This is a genomic window from Pseudomonas sivasensis (assembly GCF_013778505.1).
Lineage (GTDB): Bacteria > Pseudomonadota > Gammaproteobacteria > Pseudomonadales > Pseudomonadaceae > Aquipseudomonas > Aquipseudomonas sivasensis.
Genome location: NZ_JAAOWU010000015.1, coordinates 89,964 through 108,746 on the forward strand (window position 1 = coordinate 89,964; position 18,783 = coordinate 108,746).

The window sequence follows — 18,783 nt, forward strand, 5'->3', positions numbered from 1 at the left end:
TGCAGTACAGCACCAAAACGGCGCCATCGTAGGTGCCGTGGTGCGAGGGTTGCACATATTTGTGGCGAGCGTGTGCAAACAGGTGGCGAATCTACCCAGTCAGCCGCGCTTACCCTTCGCGATCACCGCCTGGCGCAGGTGGCGTATTTCGAAGAGCTTTTGGCGCATTTCACGATGGCGCTTGCTGTTAAGCAGCAATAACCCCAGCAACGGAAACAGCACGGCCGAGCCATAGACCCAGCCATTGAGGCCGTATTGAATCATCGGCAGTACGAACAATAGGCAGGCGCCCAAATACCCCGCGACGAGCCGCGTCGCCCAGGGATACCCGCGCGCAATCATGACATTGCCAAAAACCAGCACCGCCACCAGCACCAGGATGGCGCCTCCCGAATAGCTGGACTTGAGGGCAGGATCGACACCGCGCAGATACGTCACGCCGGCCATGGACACCGCAGCCGAACCGGAGAAGATCGCCATGAAAATAGTGCCCATGAACACCGGGAAATATCGGGCCAGGAATCCGCCCATATCGGGAAAGCCGTTCATTCCGTCAGATCCTCGTACAGGCCGATAGCAATAGTTTCGGCCGTGCCCACGTGGCCGGTTCGATGGCTGCCCCAGATCCCCAACAGCCCCCCGATGGCATCCTTGAGCTGAGTCAGTGTGGCATGCCGGATTTCGGTGGAGCTGTAGCTCTTGGTCAACGTGCCGGCGCGCTGCTGCAATTTAAGCAACTTGGGGGTCAGGCTGGGGTCTTTCAGGCTCAGCAGTTCTTTGGTCAGCTTCTTGCGTTCCTGGCGGCTCAGGCCCTTGAGCAACTCGTACCAACTTTTGCCCAACGCAGCTGCTTTGTTGGCCTTGAGCAACCGAATCGTGGTCAAGGCACCTGTTCCGATACCCACCAACGAAGCCGCATCGAGAAGGGGGGAAACGGCGCCGTACCATGCGGCGTCATCCATGCGGTCGTTGGCATCCGGATCAAGCACTTCGTTATAAGTGCGCGCCACACCAAACCCGCATTGAGCGCTGCTGGCCAATGCCGCCGTGATGCCAATGCCGACCACAAACGCGCTGGCACCTGCGGTGAACGGCACCGCGACGCTGCCGCTGAATACCACGATCCAACCGATCACCGCGGCGCTACAGGACAGGCCCATGTCAAACGCTTCCTTCTGGAGGCGCCCTTCCCGGGGATCGGTCTTCACCTGCTCCACAAACTGTGCGGGCGAGATGTACTTCTGCGCCTCGCGCAAGATGATGCGCTTGGGTTTGATGCTGCAGATCGGCTTGAATTCGCGCAGGGTGATGACGTTGAAGTCGGCGTCGATGTACACAACGCCCGCGCCGACGATGCCGGGGTCGGCGTCGATGGCAGCGAACAGGCGCGGTAGGTTGATCTGGCTTTCGATGCGCTGGCGCGCCATGAACTGCGAACGGTTGAAGTCCATGCCGATGCCGGCCAGGGGGTTGCCCATGGGGTGTTCTTCCTTGAAGGGGTGGAGACCGAACTGACGCTATCGGGGGCAAGCCCCTCCCACATGTGATGTGTGAATACATTCAAAAAGTGGGAGGGGGCTTGCCCCCGATAGCGATTTAATGGGCGCCACCTTAACAAACAGACTCCCCACCGCCTAGAAAGCAAAACGCCAGCACGAGGCTGGCGTTTTACATAGTCAAGCGGCGATCAACGCGGCACAACCGGCTTACGCGCGGGCTTGCCGCCCTTGCCCTTGGCCGCATCGCTGCGCTCTTTGGCCGCCTGTTTGTTACGTGCCTGGGCCGCGGCCTTGGCTTGCTCACGCTTGTCCCACGGGTTGCTGCCATCGCTGCCACGAGGCGGCAGGCCAGTATGCTGGGTGAGGATCTTGGTGGTGGTTTCCTTGGCGACCTTATGGCTGCCGACCGGCGTCGAATTCTTGCGACGGGCGCTCTGGTAGCTGTCGGTGCTCGGCTGGTGCAGCGGGATCAGTTGGTCCTTGCCCGGCCCGATCAGGTCGGCACGGCCCATGCGGGTCAACGCTTCACGCAGCATCGGCCAGCCTTTCGGGTCGTGATAGCGAAGGAATGCCTTGTGCAGACGGCGCTGCTCCTCGCTCTTGACGATGGTCACCGCGTCGCTCTTGTAGGTGACCTTGCGCAGCGGGTTTTTGCCCGAATGGTACATCGCGGTGGCAGTGGCCATCGGCGACGGGTAGAACGCCTGCACCTGGTCGGCGCGGAAGCCGTTCCCCTTGAGCCACAGGGCCAGGTTCATCATGTCTTCATCGGTGGTGCCTGGGTGGGCGGCGATGAAGTACGGGATCAGGTACTGCTCCTTGCCCGCTTCCTTGGTGTACTTCTCGAACATGCGCTTGAACTTGTCATAGCTGCCGATGCCCGGTTTCATCATCTGGTTGAGCGGACCTTCCTCGGTGTGTTCCGGGGCGATCTTGAGGTAGCCACCGACGTGGTGCGTTACCAACTCTTTCACATATTCCGGCGACTCGACCGCGAGGTCGTAGCGCAGGCCGGAAGCGATCAAAATCTTCTTCACACCCGGCAAGGCTCGGGCGCTGCGATACAGCTGGATCAACGACGAATGGTCGGTGTTCAGGTTCGGGCAGATACCAGGGAACACGCACGACGGCTTGCGGCACGCGGATTCGATTTCCGGGCTCTTGCAGGCGATGCGGTACATGTTCGCGGTCGGGCCGCCGAGGTCGGAGATCACGCCGGTAAAACCAGGCACCTTGTCGCGGATCTCTTCGATCTCGCGGATGATCGACTCTTCGGAACGGTTCTGGATGATGCGGCCTTCGTGCTCGGTGATTGAGCAGAAGGTGCAGCCGCCGAAGCAGCCACGCATGATGTTCACCGAGAAGCGGATCATGTCGTAGGCCGGGATTTTTTCCTTGCCATACGCCGGGTGCGGAACGCGTGCGTACGGCATGCCGAACACGTAGTCCATTTCTTCGGTGGTCATCGGGATGGGAGGCGGATTGAACCATACGTCCACTTCACCGTGCTTCTGCACCAGGGCGCGGGCGTTGCCTGGGTTGGTTTCCAGGTGCAACACGCGGTTAGCGTGGGCATAGAGCACCGCGTCACCACGGACTTTTTCCACCGATGGCAGGCGGATCACGGTCTTGTCGCGGGTCATGCGCGGGCTGGCCAGGATCTGCACGACCTTGGCTTCTTCCGGGTCATCAACCGGACCCTTTTCCTGCTCGATGGCGCAGGCCTGGGTGTCTTGGGTGTTGACGTACGGGTTGATGATCTTGTCGACCTTGCCCGGACGGTCGATGCGGGTGGAGTCCACCTCGTACCAGCCTTCGGGCGTGTCACGGCGAATGAACGCGGTGCCGCGCACATCGGTGATGTCTTCGATCTTGTGACCCCACGACAGGCGCTGGGCGACTTCGACGATGGCCCGCTCGGCGTTGCCGTACAGCAGGATATCGGCGGTGGCGTCGATCAGGATCGAGTTGCGCACACGGTCCTGCCAGTAGTCGTAGTGGGCGATGCGGCGCAGGGAGGCTTCGATGCCGCCGAGTACGATCGGCACGTTCTTGTACGCTTCCTTGCAACGCTGGCTGTACACCAGGCTCGCACGGTCCGGGCGTTTGCCGGCCATGCCGCCTGGAGTGTAGGCGTCGTCGGAACGGATTTTCTTGTCGGCGGTGTAGCGGTTGATCATCGAGTCCATGTTGCCGGCCGCGACGCCGAAGAACAGGTTCGGCTCGCCGAGCTTCATGAAGTCGTCTTTGGACTGCCAGTTCGGCTGGGCAATGATCCCGACGCGGAAGCCTTGGGACTCCAGCAGCCGGCCGATGATGGCCATGCCGAACGACGGGTGATCCACGTAGGCATCACCAGTGACGATGATGATGTCGCAGGAATCCCAGCCAAGCTGATCCATCTCCTCCCTGCTCATGGGCAGGAATGGCGCAGGACCGAAACATTCGGCCCAGTACTTGGGATAGTCAAATAACGGCTTGGCTGTTTGCATGACGGTGACCGGTGTTGAGATGAAAAATCGCGGGCGCGGAATATAGCACAAATTTTGACCAATTCCGACGGTAATGGTCGGCTTTTAAACCGGCGATCTGCCGCTTCCGTATTCACCCCAGTTAATCAAGCACATACGGGGCTATTCCACTAACTCATCGGCAAAAACATCCTCGATAGGCTGGTTTCAATCAACCACAGCCCCTGGTGGCCCAGCCCATGAATACACGCCCCACCCCACCACCACGCCGCCCTCTCCTGACGGCACATCACGCGATGATAGGGCCTCAGTTGCCGTCCTGGCTGCGTCAGGCACCCGCCTCGCAGCTCAAGGATTTTCGCGACTGCCTGATCAACAGCAACCTGGCCCGGCACGACCTCAAAGCGCTGCTGGGCGAGATCCAAAGCCCTGAAGACTTTGCCCGCCCCCGCTTGCGCGCGGCACTGACTGCGCAGTTTTTCACGCTGATTGCCGACGAAAACGCGATCCTAGTGCGCGAATGGAAAAACCATCACCTGCTCGGGCTGATAAAAACCCATGCCAGAACCACCCGGCAAACGCTGCTAGAGGCGGCCCTGCAGAACTTCGAAGCCTCTGAAGCGCAAGAAGGCGGCATGGAAACCGGCACGGCAATTTATAACGTCACGGCAACCGGCGAGGTATCCAGTTCGATCACTGGCCCGGCATTCGCCAAGTTCTGCCGCAATCTGGACCTGGGCGGCCAATACCTTGCGCATATCTTCAGCGCGCTTGAGCCGTCGTCGAGCTCCGCCTCGGGGCGCACGCCGCAAGAGGTGCGAAGGGTGTTTCGCGCTCAGGTGCAGCATGCCTTTGGGGTCGCGATACATATCGCTTATATGAACCGCCGCCTCACCGCCAAGCAGCATCTGCAACTGAACAGTCTGTACCGGTCGGGGTCACCCCCGGATATGCAGTGCCATCACCTGACGATCAACGAGGTGGTATTGCCGGGCGTGCTGGTGATTGAGGCGCCAAAGATCGGCCTCCCGTTCATCCTCTACACGCCCGACGATCCAAGCGCTGCGCTACGTCCGCACGCGAGCCTAGCCGAACTCAAGCGCAAGCTGGCCGAACGGCTGCTGGATGAAAACTACCGCGCCGTCTTCGAGCGGCTGGTGCCCTTGCAGCACCAAGGCAGCCTGCTGGACGCAACGCCGGAGCATTCCGGCTCAGACAATATCGAAATGGGAGGACGGATCTACACCGAGCCGGCCCATCTGAACCTTCCTGTGGACCTCACCGCATGCAGCGCAGATGTGTTCCTGTCCATCGCCGAGCACACCATCGCGCAGATCAAAAGTGATGCCCAAACCCTCGCGGCACTCACCGCAAACGTCGACGTGCTGAGCCGGCAAAAGCGTCTGCAGGGCTATATCGATGCGGGCAAATCCGTGCTGTTCTTTGCAGCGTCGTTCATTCCGGTTGTGGGCGAAGTGCTGCTGGTGGTCAGCGCCGCCCAGTTGATCGACACAATTTACGAGGGGTTCTCCGCCTGGAGCCGCGGCGACAGTGACGAGGCGCTCAACGATCTGCTGGATGTGGCGGACAATCTCGCCCTCGCCGCTGCAACCGCCGGCGCGATCAAGACCGCAGGTTTCACCGCCGGCTTGATAAAAGTCCGAGTGCGCAACAAAGGCTGGCGCCTGTGGCACTCGGACCTCACGCCGTACCGTCATCCCGACGGGCTGCCGGAACATCTGGTTGCCGACAGCCAAGGCTTGTATCAGCACGGACAACAGCAGTTCCTGAAGCTGGATGATCACGCCCACGCCGTACGCCGTACCGCTGAGGGCAAGCAATGGGAACTGGCGCACCCGACTGACCCACACGCCTATTCACCACCGCTGCTTAGCAACCAAGCGGGCGGCTGGCGCCATCTGCACGAAACGCCCGGCGAGTGGGAGGACATCAAGCTCATTAAGCGTCTGGGCCCGGATGCGACGCAGATCAAGCAAGCGGCGGTGGAGCCGATCCTGTTGCTCAGCGGCGTGGATAAGGCGGCGCTGCGTCAGATCCATCAAGAGATGGTGCGCCCACCGCCATTGCTGCTAGATACCCTCAACCACTTCAATCTGGAACAAGAAATCAATGACTTCGACCTGAGTCGCGCCGAGGGCACGACGCTCAGCCCGCATTCGCCGCAGATTCAATTCCACCTCCTCACGTCACTGGCGCAATGGCCCGCCAACCGCGTGCTGAAAATTGTCGATGAACAACAGCAGGAGGTGCTGAGCCATGGCACCGGTACAGCCGAAACCCGGATAGACGCGGCGCGTTTCCGGCGTGGCGAGTTGCTGCACGCACTGCAAGAGCAACTGCCCCAAGACGAATTCAACGCGCTGCTGCCACCGGTGTATATCGACTACTTCACCAAAGTCGAAAACCTGGCGCGGACCTTGGAAGAGCAAGCCGTGGGGCAAAAGCAGCGGCTGTTTACCTTACTCACCGCGCCGAATGAAAAACTGATGTCTCAGACCGAAAAGAGCCTTCACACCGCCGCGCCGACACTCTCCAAACGCCACCTTGAAGACATGCAAGGCACGCTCTCGCAATCCGAGCGCCAGCAGCTGGAGGGGCTAACAACCTTACCGAACGCACAGCGCTGGGAAGCCGAGCAATACGCCCAGACCCAACAGGCAACGCGTTTGGGTGAAAGTATTTTTCTTGAATGCCTACGCAGCCGTGAGAGCGTGCCACTTGTTCTGCACACTCTGGAGCGCATCCCTGGCTGGCCGAAGGCGCGCCTGATCGAAGTACATGACGTAAGCCACGGCGGCCCGCTGCTGGGTCGGATCGGCACCGCGGAGGTCACAGCCCGCGATGTGTTGATTCGCCAAGGCGAGCTTTCCGCCCTCCACAATGACAAAGGTGCGCCCATGCCTTTGCTCGGGGCTATCGAGCGCATGCTGCCGGAGTCAGAGCTCAGCGTAATCCTGCAACGCTCAGGAGCCGATTCGCTCGAGCAGGCGCTTTATAAAACCGGCTTGTCGGTGATGAACGAAGGCCCGCCACCCATTCGCACCCGAGTCGCCTCCGCACAGACATCAAGCGCAGTCGGCTTACCCTTAGACCCCTTATTCAGCGACCCCTCGCCGCCGTTGGGCCTGACACTACGCGCAGACGGCATTCATCAAGCTCCCCCGCTGGCCAACGGCAACTATCGCTATTACATCCAGGACAACCAGAAATATTACCAAGTCAAATACGACACCATGGGATGGCGCCTGCTCGATGCCCGCAGCCGCTTTCGTGCCTATCAGCCCTACCTGCGCCAGAAAACCGAGGGCGGCTGGGAAATTGATCAGGCCAAAGGCGCATTGCTCGGCGGCAAGGACTCACCTGTACGGCTGGAGGAAGGCATGGAATCCGGTGAGGAGTTTGAGTCGGCCGAATCGGTTAGTTTGAGCAGCGACTACGAGTCAGCCGAAGAGGGCGTGGTGAGGGCGCACTATTCTGCAACCGAGCTTAGCCAAATGCGCACCCACCGCGGCTACCAGTACAGCCAGAACTACCGGCGCATCTACGACCGCGCCAACAACGGCCGATACCCGTTGCGCGACACACTGGGCCGGCCTATGCGAATCCGGCAGATACAGAGCCACGGCAAATCGTTGACCACAGAAGCCGTCTTCGCCGCCAGCGAATTGCACCCCTACATTCGGTGGCAAGGTTACGAAAATGTGGCCCGCCTGTATGAAGACAAGCTTGAGGTCACCTCCTTCACCGCAGCTCATCAGAAGTGTGCACAGGAAGCGTCGCTGATTGGCGAGGCCACAGTCGTCACCCGCCGCGCCCTGAAAAAAGGTCAAGCATTGGGCGTCTACGGTGGAGAACTCTTGCCGCTATACGTCGCCAGAGCAAGGCAGGATCCTTACCTGATGCCGATCAAAAACCTCAGGCCTACTACCCCGCACGCCGTGAATATGCAATTGGTGCTCTCGGGAGACAACGCGCTCTCAAGGATAAACACGATTTTCGAGTACGAAGGCGAATTGCCGATCCGGCAGGCGAGCGTGGGCTATAACGTTGAGGCCGCGCAATTTCGTATCCAGGCGCAAGTGGACGACAACACACAGGAACAACTGATACTCACGGGTCTGTTCGCCAGCGAGGACATAGCCGCCGGCGCCGAATTACGCTGGAACTACCAGTACGACGAATCTACCATCCGGGAGCTGTTTCCTCGCCCTTAGTACGGTTACTCGTCTTCGAAGTTGTAACTGCCCGGCGCCAGGTTTTCGAAGCGGGTGTATTTGCCGATAAAGGCCAGACGCGTGGTCCCGATCGGGCCGTTACGCTGCTTACCGATGATGATTTCAGCGATGCCTTTATGCTCGGTTTCCGGGTGATACACCTCGTCCCGGTAAACGAACATGATCACGTCAGCATCCTGCTCGATCGCTCCAGACTCCCGCAAGTCGGAGTTGATCGGGCGCTTGTTCGGGCGCTGCTCCAGGGAGCGGTTGAGCTGCGACAGGGCAACCACCGGGCAGTTGAATTCTTTGGCCAGGGCTTTCAACGAGCGAGAAATCTCGGAAATTTCGTTGGTACGGCTGTCGCCGCTGGAGCCTGGGATCTGCATCAATTGCAGGTAGTCGATCATGATCAGGGCGATATCGCCGTGCTCGCGCACGAGACGTCGGGTGCGCGCGCGCATTTCCGACGGACTGATGCCCGCTGTGTCATCAATAAACAGCTTGCGGTCGTTGAGCAGGTTGACCGCCGAGGTCAGGCGCGGCCAATCATCATCTTCCAGGCGACCGGCACGCACTTTGGTCTGATCGATGCGGCCCAGGGACGACAACATACGCATGATCAGCGATTCACCTGGCATCTCCAGGGAGTAGACCAGTACCGCCTTGTCGCTGCGCAACACAGCGTTTTCCACCAGGTTCATGGCGAAAGTAGTTTTACCCATGGACGGACGGCCGGCGACGATGATCAAGTCAGCTGGCTGCAGGCCGCTGGTCATACCATCCAGATCGGTATAGCCGGTGGACAGGCCGGTGATGGCGTTGTCTGTGTTGAACAGGGTATCGATACGGTCGATGGCTTTGGTCAGCAGGTCGTTGACGCTGACCGGGCCGCCGGTTTTCGGCCGGGCCTCGGCGATCTGAAAGATCTGCCGTTCGGCTTCGTCAAGAATCTCTTCAGCGGTACGGCCTTCCGGGTTGAAGGCACTGTCGGCGATCTCGGTGGCGATACCGATCAACTGGCGCAACGTGGCCCGCGCACGAACGATCTGCGCATAGGCCTTGATGTTGGCGACCGATGGCGTGTTCTTCGCCAGCTCACCCAAGTAACCCAGGCCGCCCACTTGGGAGGTCTGGCCCTCCTTGTCCAATTGCTCGGCCAGGGTCACTACGTCGATCGGCGAGTTCTGGTCGGCCAGCTTGGCGATGGCACGGAAGATCAGGCGGTGGTCATGACGGTAGAAATCGCCATCCGAGACTTGATCCAGCACACGTTCCCAGGCGTTGTTGTCCAGCATCAAACCACCGAGCACGGCCTGTTCGGCCTCGATGGAATGCGGCGGCACCTTCAGGGCAGCGGTTTGCAGATCGTATTGCTCAGGAGCTGAAATATCGTTCATGGCCACTTGGAATTTGGGGTTTGTAGAAAAACAAAAGGCACGACCTGTAAACAGGATCGTGCCCGATGTTAACCGTCCGGCACACGAGGTGCCAGCCAGTTAGGTGTTGCTTAAGCTGCTACCACGACAACGCGTACGGTGGCTTCAACTTCAGCGTGCAGGTGCACGGCTACGTCGAATTCGCCTACGTTGCGGATGGTGCCGTTCGGCAGACGAACTTCGCTCTTCTGCACTTCAACGCCGGAGGCGGTCAGTGCATCAGCGATGTCGTGGGTGCCGATCGAACCGAACAGCTTGCCTTCGTCACCGGCGGTGGCAGTGATAGTCACTTCCAGCTCAGCCAGTTGGGCAGCGCGAGTTTCGGCCGAAGCTTTTTTGTCTGCTGCTGCTTTTTCCAGCTCAGCACGACGCTCTTCAAACGCAGCCAGGTTGGCAGCGGTTGCAGCGGTGGCTTTGCCGTATGGCAGCAGGTAGTTACGACCGTAACCGGCCTTAACGTTCACTTTGTCGCCCAGGTTGCCCAGGTTGGCGACTTTTTCCAGAAGGATCAGTTGCATGTGAAAATCCTCTAACTTTTAACCTTCACCGTTCGCGTTATCGGCGTCTTTCGGCGCAGAACGTCCGCGAAAATCAATCAGGCTGTCGACAATGGCCAAGACCACGAGTAACGGACCAATCAAGTGCATAAGCGGCAAGACAGTGACGTAAAACCCCACCAGCCAAAAACTGGCCAATTTTTTCTGCGCAACCAGCCCATGAATCAAGGACAGGCCAGCGAAGAACAGCGGTACACCGCACAACGGCAACAAGATCAAGGTGTGCCAACCGATAAACGGAGCGACACACATGACGGCCAGCAGTGACAGCGCAACGCGCTTGGGGATTCGGATTGCGCGAAACTCGCTTCCGAAACCTCCGGGGTTATACAACAACGCTTGCCAGTAGCGCCCAAGAATCAGGCACAACACACTAAAGATCTGCACCGAAACCGACGTTGAAATTATCAACAGCGGGACTGTCAACGAAGCGAGAACTGCTTTCTGATCCGCCGAGAACTTCTCGTAAGACTCACCCATCACCAGCGGCAAAACGTGTTGAAACGTCTGCGCCAATGACTCGATGAAAGAACCGAATACGGTCCCCAGGCTCACTGCACACAACAACCCCACGGCCGTGCTGACCAGCAGCACACGATTCCAGGAATGACCGGCGCGCAAAACCAACGCCAGACTACAACTCCCAAACAGCACAAGAAGCGCTGTCGGGTCTTGCAGGAAATGCCAGCTCACCAACACTGACAACAACCCTAGACCCAGGACGCTCAAAGCGTCCGAACCGCGCCGCAGAAGCACAAGGCAACCTGCAGCAGCACTCAACCAAAACAACATCGGCAACACTGCACATCCAGCCACTACCAGAGTGGCCTGCACACGACCGCGCATGATGAACTCAGCTAAGGCGCGCATGCATTCAATCCCTTACTACTTGTCGACTGCCCGGTCTCAGCGGCCGTGGCTGTCGGTGTAGGCCAGCAGGGCCAGGAAGCGGGCGCGCTTGATAGCGGTGGCCAGCTGACGCTGATAACGTGCTTTGGTACCGGTGATACGGCTTGGAACGATTTTGCCGGTCTCGGATACGTAGGCTTTCAGAGTGTTGAGATCTTTGTAATCGATCTCCTTCACTTCTTCAGCGGTGAAGCGGCAAAACTTACGACGACGGAAGAAACGTGCCATTTGATAGGCTCCTTAATAAGGTCCGTGGATTACTCGTCAGCGTTATCGCTGCTGTCGCTGTCATCACTATCAGCGCTATCAGCGCCTTCGTGCTCAGGACGGTCGCGACGCTCACGGCGCTCACTGCGGTTTTCTTCAGCCTTGAGCATCTCGGATTGGCCGGTAACGGCTTCTTCGCGACGGATGACCAGGTTACGGATCACTGCATCGTTGTAGCGGAAGTTGTCTTCCAGCTCGGCCAGGGCCTTGCCAGTGCACTCAACGTTCAGCATCACGTAGTGAGCCTTGTGAACATTGTTGATTGCGTAGGCCAGTTGACGACGACCCCAATCTTCCAGACGGTGGATTTTGCCGCCGTCTTCTTCGATCAGCTTGGTGTAACGCTCAACCATGCCGCCGACTTGCTCGCTTTGATCCGGGTGGACCAAAAAGATGATTTCGTAATGACGCATGAATGCTCCTTACGGGTTGTAGCCTGCCGCTCAAAAACGGTCAGACAAGGAGTGAATGACACTTATGGATCTTGCCGCAGGGAGGCACATGCGTGCCTGCCGAGTGGGCAAGGGGCGCAATTGTAGAGAAGGGGAAGAACGGGCGCAAGGTGATTGGTGATTATTTGAACAATCTCCCACACCTCACAAAAACAAATGTGGGAGGGCGCTTGCTCCCGATTGCAGCGGGCCAGTCACAACAGCTGTAACTGAACCACTGCTATCGAGGGACAAGCCCCCTCCCACATTTTGACGCTATATCAGGATCAGAATTACTTCTTCACCTTGGCCTTGATCTGGGCACCACGCTGACGCTGAGCTTCAAACAGGCACACGCCGGTCGCAACCGACACGTTGAGACTGCTGACGCTGCCTGCCATCGGCAAATGCACCAGATAATCACAATGCTCACGGGTCAAACGACGCATACCCTTACCTTCAGCCCCCATGATCAGAATGGTCGGTCCAGTGAGGTCCTGGTCATAAATACTGACCTCGGCCTCCCCCGCCGTACCCACGACCCACAGGCCTCGCTGCTGGAGTTTCTCCAGAGTGCGCGCCAGGTTGGTCACGGCCACCAACGGAATCACTTCCGCCGCGCCGCAGGCGACCTTGCGCACAACCGGCGTCAGGGTAGCCGACTTGTCTTTAGGCACAATTACTGCCAACGCGCCGGCAGCATCCGCCGAACGCAGGCAGGCGCCAAGGTTGTGCGGGTCGGTCACGCCGTCCAGCACCAGCAACAGCGGCGCGCCTTCGGTGCGGTCGAGCAGTTCGTCGAGCATGGCTTCGCCCCAGACCTGGCTAGGACTCACGTCCGCGACCACACCCTGGTGAACGCCTTCGACCCACACGTCCATTTCACGACGCTCGGCCTGGCCGATGGCAACCTTGTTTTGGGTGGCCAACTCAACCAGCGCCTGCACGCGAGGCTCGCTGCGACCTTCCGCCAACCACACTTGTTTGACGCGTTTTGGGTGATGACGCAGCAGTGCTTCTACGGCATGGACGCCGTAGATTTTTTCCAGACTCATGACTTGGCCTTAGGTTTGCGCGACCCGCCGCTTTTCGCGGGGGCCGAACCCGCTTTTGGCGGGCCTTTACGATGTTTACTGGGTTTGCTCGACGGCTTTTCCGCCCCTTGGGACTTTCCCCCAGACGCCGCTTTACCACCGCTTTTGGCTTCGTTGAGCAACTGCTGCTTCAACTCGCGACTCTTGCGCAGCTCGGCGTTTTTCGCCGCTGCGTCACTTGGACGGTAGGCTTCGGGGGCCTTGTCCTTGACGGAGGACCGGCGACCAGCCTTGGCTGGCGCAGGCTCGGCGGCCGCTGCTTTCGCAGGAGTTCCTTTGCCTTTGGCGGTCGGCGCTGCGGTTTCGACGCCGCGCTTTTTACGACCCGCCGGTTCGGCTGGCTTGTCTGGCATACCGAAGTCGATCTTGCGCTCGTCAAGGTCGACGCGCATGACCTGCACTTCCACCGTGTCGCCCAGACGGAAGCTGCGACCGGTGCGCTCGCCCGCCAGGCGGTGATGCACGGGATCGAAGTGGTAGTAATCACCCGGCAAGGCCGTAACGTGCACCAGGCCTTCGACGTAGATGTCGGTCAGCTCGACGAACAGGCCAAAGCCTGTCACGGCGGTGATTACACCCGGGAAGGTTTCGCCCACGCGGTCTTTCATGAACTCGCACTTGAGCCAGTTCACTACGTCGCGCGTGGCTTCGTCGGCGCGGCGTTCGCTCATGGAGCACTGCTCGCCCAGCTGTTCCAGGGCCGCCTCGTCGTACGGATAGATCCGTGCTTTCGGTATGGTCATGGCGCCAGCGCGCTTAACGTGCGGGGTGTTCTGCTTGGAATGGATCACGCTGCGGATCGCGCGGTGCGTGAGCAGGTCAGGGTAACGGCGAATTGGCGAGGTGAAGTGGGTGTACGCCTCGTAGTTCAAGCCGAAGTGGCCCTGATTGTCGGCGCTGTACACCGCCTGACTCAACGAGCGCAGCATCACGGTCTGAATCACATGGTAATCCGGACGGTCCTTGATGCTGGCCAGCAATGCCTGGTAGTCCTTCGGCGTCGGACCGTCCTTGCCTTTGTGCAGGGACAGGCCGAGCTCTCCGAGGAACGCGCGCAGTTTTTCCAGACGCTCCGGCGGAGGACCATCGTGCACGCGGTACAACGCAGGAATCTCATGCTTCTTCAGGAATTCAGCGGTGGCCACGTTGGCCGCCAGCATGCACTCCTCGATCAGCTTGTGCGCATCGTTACGGGTCGTCGGGGTGATTGCGGCGATCTTGCGCTCGGAACCGAAGACAATACGGGTTTCCTGGGTTTCAAAATCGATCGCGCCACGCACATGACGAGCACCCAACAGCACCTTGTACAGCGAGTAAAGCTGCTTGAGGTGCGGCACGACATGCCCGTACTCACCACGCAAAGCCTTGGCTTCGCTTGTTTTCGGCTGTTCCAGAATGGTACTGACCTTGTTGTAGGTCAGGCGCGCCTGGGAGTGGATCACCGCTTCGTAGAACTGGTAGTCGGTCATTTCGCCGGTTTTCGAGATAGTCATCTCGCACACCATGGCCAAACGGTCGACTTTCGGGTTCAGGGAGCACAGCCCGTTGGACAATTGCTCAGGCAGCATCGGGATCACGCGCTCCGGGAAGTACACGGAGTTGCCGCGCACCTGGGCTTCGTTATCCAGTGCAGAACCGATCTTCACATAGCTGGACACGTCGGCAATCGCGACGAACAACTTCCAGCCGCCAGAGAACAGACGCAACTTGCCGGGCTTGGCTTCGCAGTAGACCGCGTCGTCGAAGTCGCGAGCATCTTCGCCGTCGATGGTGACAAACGGCAGATGGCGCAGGTCGATGCGTTTTTCTTTGTCTTTTTCTTCAACTTCAGGCTTGAGCTTGGCGGCTTCTTTCAGCACAGCTTCAGGCCAGACGTGAGGAATATCGTAGGTGCGCAGCGCGACGTCGATTTCCATCCCCGGCGCCATGTAGTTGCCGACAACTTCAACGATGTCGCCCTGAGGCTGAAAGCGCGCAGTAGGCCAGTGGGTGATTTTCACCTCAACGAACTGACCGACCTTCGCAGCGCCATTGCGGCCCGGGGTAATCAGCACTTCCTGCTGGACCTTTGGGTTATCCGGCACAACAAAGCCAATACCGCCTTCTTCGAAGTAACGACCAACGATGGACTCGTGGGCACGGGACACCACTTCGACGATCACGCCTTCACGGCGACCGCGACGGTCCAGGCCGGAAACGCGCGCCAAGGCACGGTCACCATCGAACACCAAGCGCATTTGCGCCGGGCTCATGAACAGGTCGTCACTACCGTCATCCGGGATCAAGAAGCCGAAGCCATCACGGTGACCGGCAATGCGGCCAAGGATCAAGTCGAGCTTATCCACAGGTGCGTAAGTGCCACGGCGGGTGTAGATCAGTTGAGCGTCGCGCTCCATGGCACGCAATCGGCGGCGCAGGGCTTCAAGCTGGTCTTCGGTGGTCAGACCGAATTCTTCAACCAACTGCTCGCGGCTAGCAGGCGAACCCCGATCGGCGAGATGCGCCAGGATCAGTTCGCGGCTAGGAATAGGGTTTTCATATTTTTCCGCTTCACGAGCGGCCTCGGGATCGAGGGACTGCCAATCGGCCATTAGAGAGTTTTCACCTTGTCTATATGTGGGTTAGTTTGGCATACGCGTATTGAAACGGGAAATTTCAGGCATCAACAAGCGTTTTAAAGCCCTTAATGGCCCTCGCTGCGCACCTTGCACGACCATTGGCGAAATATTCCAGGCTTTTTTCATAGCAGGGGTTTACAGCTTATAAGCCTCTCCGTATAGTGCGCGCCATCGACGACGGCAACGTTGTTGATGATGCCCAGGTGGTGAAATTGGTAGACACGCCAGCTTCAGGTGCTGGTGATCGCAAGGTCGTGGAAGTTCGAGTCTTCTCCTGGGCACCAAATTCAGATCAAACCCGCGAAAGCGGGTTTTTTCGTTTCAGGCTTCTGATTTTTAACGTAAATCCCGATTTATTTTATTGAATCAGGGGTTTACAGATCAAAAAGCCCGCCGTATAGTTCGCCCCATCAACAGCGGTAACGTTGCTTGATAAAGCCCAGGTGGTGAAATTGGTAGACACGCCAGCTTCAGGTGCTGGTGATCGCAAGGTCGTGGAAGTTCGAGTCTTCTCCTGGGCACCAAATTCAGATCAAACCCGCGAAAGCGGGTTTTTTCGTTTCTGGGGCTGAAACTTTGCAGGTGATTCCCTCCTGGGTCGCACTTGAGAAGTTTTATCGTTTATCCTTGTAAGAATTTGTTGCTTACAAGTGAGGAACACCCCGGATGATGATCCGCGATACCCGCCCCAAGACATCCCTTCTGCGTGGCCTTACCATCACTCTGCTCGGCCTGGCCCTGCTCTCGCCCGCGGCCTACTCTGCCGACAAAGTTTCCCTGACCCTATACAACGGCCAGCACAAAGAAGTCGGCGACGAACTCGCCAAGGCTTTCGAAGCCAAGACCGGCATTCACGTCAACGTACGCAAAGGCAGTAGCAACCAACTGGCCAGCCAGGTGGTGGAAGAAGGCGACCGCTCTCCCGCCGACGTCATCTACACCGAAGAATCCCCTCCCCTGAACAAACTCGGCGAGCAAGGCCTGCTGGCCAAGATCGACGGGAGCACCCTCGACGCGCTGCCCAAAGATTACGTCGGCAGCAACGGCGACTGGATGGGCGTGACTGCGCGCACCCGCGTCGTGGCCTTCAACCCGAAACTGATTGCCGAAAAAGACCTGCCCAAATCCGTGCTGGATTTCGCCGGCCCCGAATGGCAGGGCAAGGTCGGTTTCGTGCCCACCAGCGGCGCGTTCCAAGAACAGGCCGTGGCGATCATCAAATTGCACGGTCGAGAGGCAGCTGAAGAATGGCTGACCGGCCTGCGCGCCTTTGGCAAGGTTTACAGCAACAACATGGTCGCCCTTAAAGCCGTGGAGAACGGCGAAGTGGCCACCGTACTGGTGAACAACTATTACTGGTTTGCCCTTAAGAAAGAAAAAACCAACCTGGACTCCAAGCTGCATTACTTCACCGACGGCGATGCCGGCGGCCTGATTACCGTGTCGTCCGCTGCCGCATTGAAATCCAGCAAGCACCCCAAGGAAGCCCAACAACTGCTGGCGTTCATGGCCAGTGAAGAAGGCCAGCGGGTCATCACCAACACCTCCGCGGAATACCCGCTGCGTAAAGGCATGGAATCCAACCGAGGCCTTAAGCCTTTCAGCGAGCTGCAACCGCCAAAAGTCACGCCTGCGGACCTTGGCAACGCCGAAGAAGCGCTGGAGCTGGAACGTGATGTTGGCTTGAACTGATGAACCCATCGCTACCCGCCACCGCCCTGCGCAGGGGATTGAGCCCTCGACGCAAACGCCCGTCAATCTGGCTGCTGCTTCCAGTGCTGTTTCTGGTTGGCCTGAGCCTGCTTCCATTGGCCTATGTCGGCCTTAAAGCCTGGCAAGCTGGATGGGCGGAGGCGGTGCATCTGCTGTGGCGGCCTTATGTGTTCGGGCTGCTGCGCAACACCTTGGCGTTGATGGTTGGGGTAACGGTAACCTGCGGCGTGATCGGCCTGTCCCTGGCTTGGCTGCTGGAGCGCAGCAACCTGCCAGGGCGACGTATATGGGGCGTGATCCTGTGCCTGCCGTTTGCGGTCCCAGCGTTTGTCAGCAGCTTTACCTGGGTGTCCCTGAGCGCCAACTTTGAAGGGCTGGGCGGGGCGATCCTGGTGATGAGCCTGTCCAAATACCCGCTAGTGTTTCTGCCAGTGGCAGCAACATTGCGTAACCTTGACCCCTCCCTTGAAGAATCTGCTCGCACGCTGGGCCTCAATCGCCGGGCAGTTTTTCTGCGCATTACGTTGCCGCTGCTGTGGCCATCGCTGCTGGCCGGGGCACTGCTGATCGCGCTGCATATGCTGGTGGAATTCGGTGCGCTTTCGATCATCGGCTTGCAAACCTTCACCACCGCGATCTACCAGCAGTTCGAGCTGGAATTCAGCAACGCCAACGCTGCGATGCTTTCAGCGGTACTGCTGGTGATGTGCCTTACCCTGCTGTGGCTGGAACTGCGCGTGCGCGGCAAGGGCCGACATGTACGTATCGGCCAAGGCGCGGCGCGGCATGCCGAGCAGGTTCGATTGGGCAAGTGGGCGCCACTCGGCCAGGTGTACTGCCTGGCATTGGCGGTCATCGGTAGTGGGATTCCGCTGGGCATGCTCGGCTACTGGCTGGCCGTGGGTTCGTCGGCGGCTTTTCCAGTGGCAGAAATTGGCGAAGCGCTTCTGTCCTCGCTGGCGCTGTCCCTGGGCGGTGCAGCGTTGTGCCTGGTACTGGCCGTGCCGGTCGGCCTGCTGGTGGTGCGCTATAAAGGCAAACTGGCGATCTGGGCTGAGCGTCTGCCGTACCTGCTGCACGCGCTGCCCGGCCTGGTAATTGCGCTTACGCTGGTGTATTTCGCCTTGCATTACGTGCCTGCGCTGTACCAGACGTCCGCGTTGTTGCTGATCGCCTATGCGCTGTTGTTCTTGCCACTGGCTCAGGCGCCGATTCGCACCGCCTTGAATAAGGCCGCGCCGCAGCTGGAGGAGGCAGCGCGCACACTGGGTGCTTCGTCGTTCAGTGCGTTTTGCCGAGTGACTTTGCCGATTATCTTCCCGGCGCTGGGGGCAGCGTTTGCGCTGGTATTCCTGGATGCGATGAAGGAATTGACGGCGACGCTGCTGCTCAGCCCGACTGGGCTGAACACACTGGCCACGGCAGTGTGGTCGCATACGTCCAATGTGGAATTCGCGGCGGCAGCCCCTTATGCGGCGCTGTTGATACTGGTGTCGGGGCTGCCGGTGTATCTGCTCACAACGCGGATGTATCTGAGTCGCTGAAACCGC

13 protein-coding genes and 2 tRNA genes are annotated in these 18,783 nt (G+C 59.1%); 5 read left to right on the forward strand and 10 right to left on the reverse strand.

The genetic code is table 11. The annotated features are described in order from the left end of the window. Window positions 1-99 precede the first annotated feature (99 nt). The 3 genes from G9Q84_RS21960 to G9Q84_RS21970 form a co-directional block, all read right to left on the reverse strand. A complete protein-coding gene (locus G9Q84_RS21960; RefSeq protein WP_095186062.1) occupies window positions 100-549 on the reverse strand; it encodes a hypothetical protein in 450 nt (149 codons plus the stop codon). Beyond that, complete coding sequence (locus G9Q84_RS21965; protein ID WP_032890506.1) at window positions 546-1,478, reverse strand: Ssp4 family T6SS effector; 933 nt, start codon at window positions 1,476-1,478, stop codon at window positions 546-548. Before G9Q84_RS21965 ends, G9Q84_RS21960 begins: the two co-directional genes overlap by 4 nt. Before the next feature lie 209 nt (window positions 1,479-1,687). After that, window positions 1,688-3,991: a YgiQ family radical SAM protein gene (locus G9Q84_RS21970; protein ID WP_032890504.1), complete on the reverse strand. Its 2,304-nt coding sequence runs from the start codon at window positions 3,989-3,991 to the stop codon at window positions 1,688-1,690. 218 nt (window positions 3,992-4,209) lie between these two features. Between G9Q84_RS21970 and G9Q84_RS21975 the strand changes: the two genes are divergently transcribed. After that, complete coding sequence (locus tag G9Q84_RS21975) at window positions 4,210-8,205, forward strand: dermonecrotic toxin domain-containing protein (RefSeq protein ID WP_181644092.1); 3,996 nt, start codon at window positions 4,210-4,212, stop codon at window positions 8,203-8,205. A 5-nt stretch (window positions 8,206-8,210) separates the two neighbouring features. On the opposite strand, the gene dnaB is transcribed toward G9Q84_RS21975, so the two are convergent. From dnaB to rnr, 7 genes are all read right to left on the reverse strand, one after another. Further along, window positions 8,211-9,605: a replicative DNA helicase gene (gene dnaB / locus G9Q84_RS21980; protein WP_003217484.1), complete on the reverse strand. Its 1,395-nt coding sequence runs from the start codon at window positions 9,603-9,605 to the stop codon at window positions 8,211-8,213. A gap of 110 nt (window positions 9,606-9,715) precedes the next feature. After that, window positions 9,716-10,162 carry a 50S ribosomal protein L9 gene (rplI, locus tag G9Q84_RS21985; RefSeq protein ID WP_003171376.1) on the reverse strand — a complete coding sequence of 149 codons (447 nt, stop codon included), beginning with the start codon at window positions 10,160-10,162 and terminating at the stop codon, window positions 9,716-9,718. An 18-nt stretch (window positions 10,163-10,180) separates the two neighbouring features. Then, on the reverse strand, window positions 10,181-11,071 hold the full coding sequence (locus G9Q84_RS21990) for a YybS family protein (RefSeq protein WP_032890500.1): 891 nt from the start codon (window positions 11,069-11,071) through the stop codon (window positions 10,181-10,183). 36 nt (window positions 11,072-11,107) lie between these two features. Beyond that, entirely contained in the window at window positions 11,108-11,338 is a 231-nt protein-coding gene (gene rpsR / locus G9Q84_RS21995) for a 30S ribosomal protein S18 (RefSeq protein WP_003171373.1), read from the reverse strand. 29 nt (window positions 11,339-11,367) lie between these two features. Beyond that, on the reverse strand, window positions 11,368-11,790 hold the full coding sequence (rpsF, locus tag G9Q84_RS22000; RefSeq protein ID WP_003171371.1) for a 30S ribosomal protein S6: 423 nt from the start codon (window positions 11,788-11,790) through the stop codon (window positions 11,368-11,370). A 311-nt stretch (window positions 11,791-12,101) separates the two neighbouring features. Next, on the reverse strand, window positions 12,102-12,863 hold the full coding sequence (gene rlmB / locus G9Q84_RS22005) for a 23S rRNA (guanosine(2251)-2'-O)-methyltransferase RlmB (protein ID WP_095186064.1): 762 nt from the start codon (window positions 12,861-12,863) through the stop codon (window positions 12,102-12,104). After that, complete coding sequence (gene rnr, locus G9Q84_RS22010; protein WP_122682076.1) at window positions 12,860-15,493, reverse strand: ribonuclease R; 2,634 nt, start codon at window positions 15,491-15,493, stop codon at window positions 12,860-12,862. The genes rlmB and rnr overlap by 4 nt, the downstream gene beginning before the upstream one ends. 224 nt (window positions 15,494-15,717) lie before the next feature. On the opposite strand from rnr, the gene G9Q84_RS22015 reads away from it, so the two are divergent. From G9Q84_RS22015 to G9Q84_RS22030, 4 genes are all read left to right on the forward strand, one after another. Continuing rightward, window positions 15,718-15,804, forward strand: a tRNA-Leu gene (locus tag G9Q84_RS22015). Window positions 15,805-15,957: 153 nt separating this feature from the next. Next, window positions 15,958-16,044 (forward strand) — tRNA-Leu (locus G9Q84_RS22020). A gap of 142 nt (window positions 16,045-16,186) precedes the next feature. Further along, window positions 16,187-17,212, forward strand: coding sequence for an iron ABC transporter substrate-binding protein (locus G9Q84_RS22025; protein WP_181644093.1), 1,026 nt, complete (start codon window positions 16,187-16,189; stop codon window positions 17,210-17,212). After that, window positions 17,212-18,777: an ABC transporter permease gene (locus G9Q84_RS22030; protein WP_181644094.1), complete on the forward strand. Its 1,566-nt coding sequence runs from the start codon at window positions 17,212-17,214 to the stop codon at window positions 18,775-18,777. The genes G9Q84_RS22025 and G9Q84_RS22030 overlap by 1 nt, the downstream gene beginning before the upstream one ends. The last annotated feature ends 6 nt before the right edge of the window (window positions 18,778-18,783 follow it).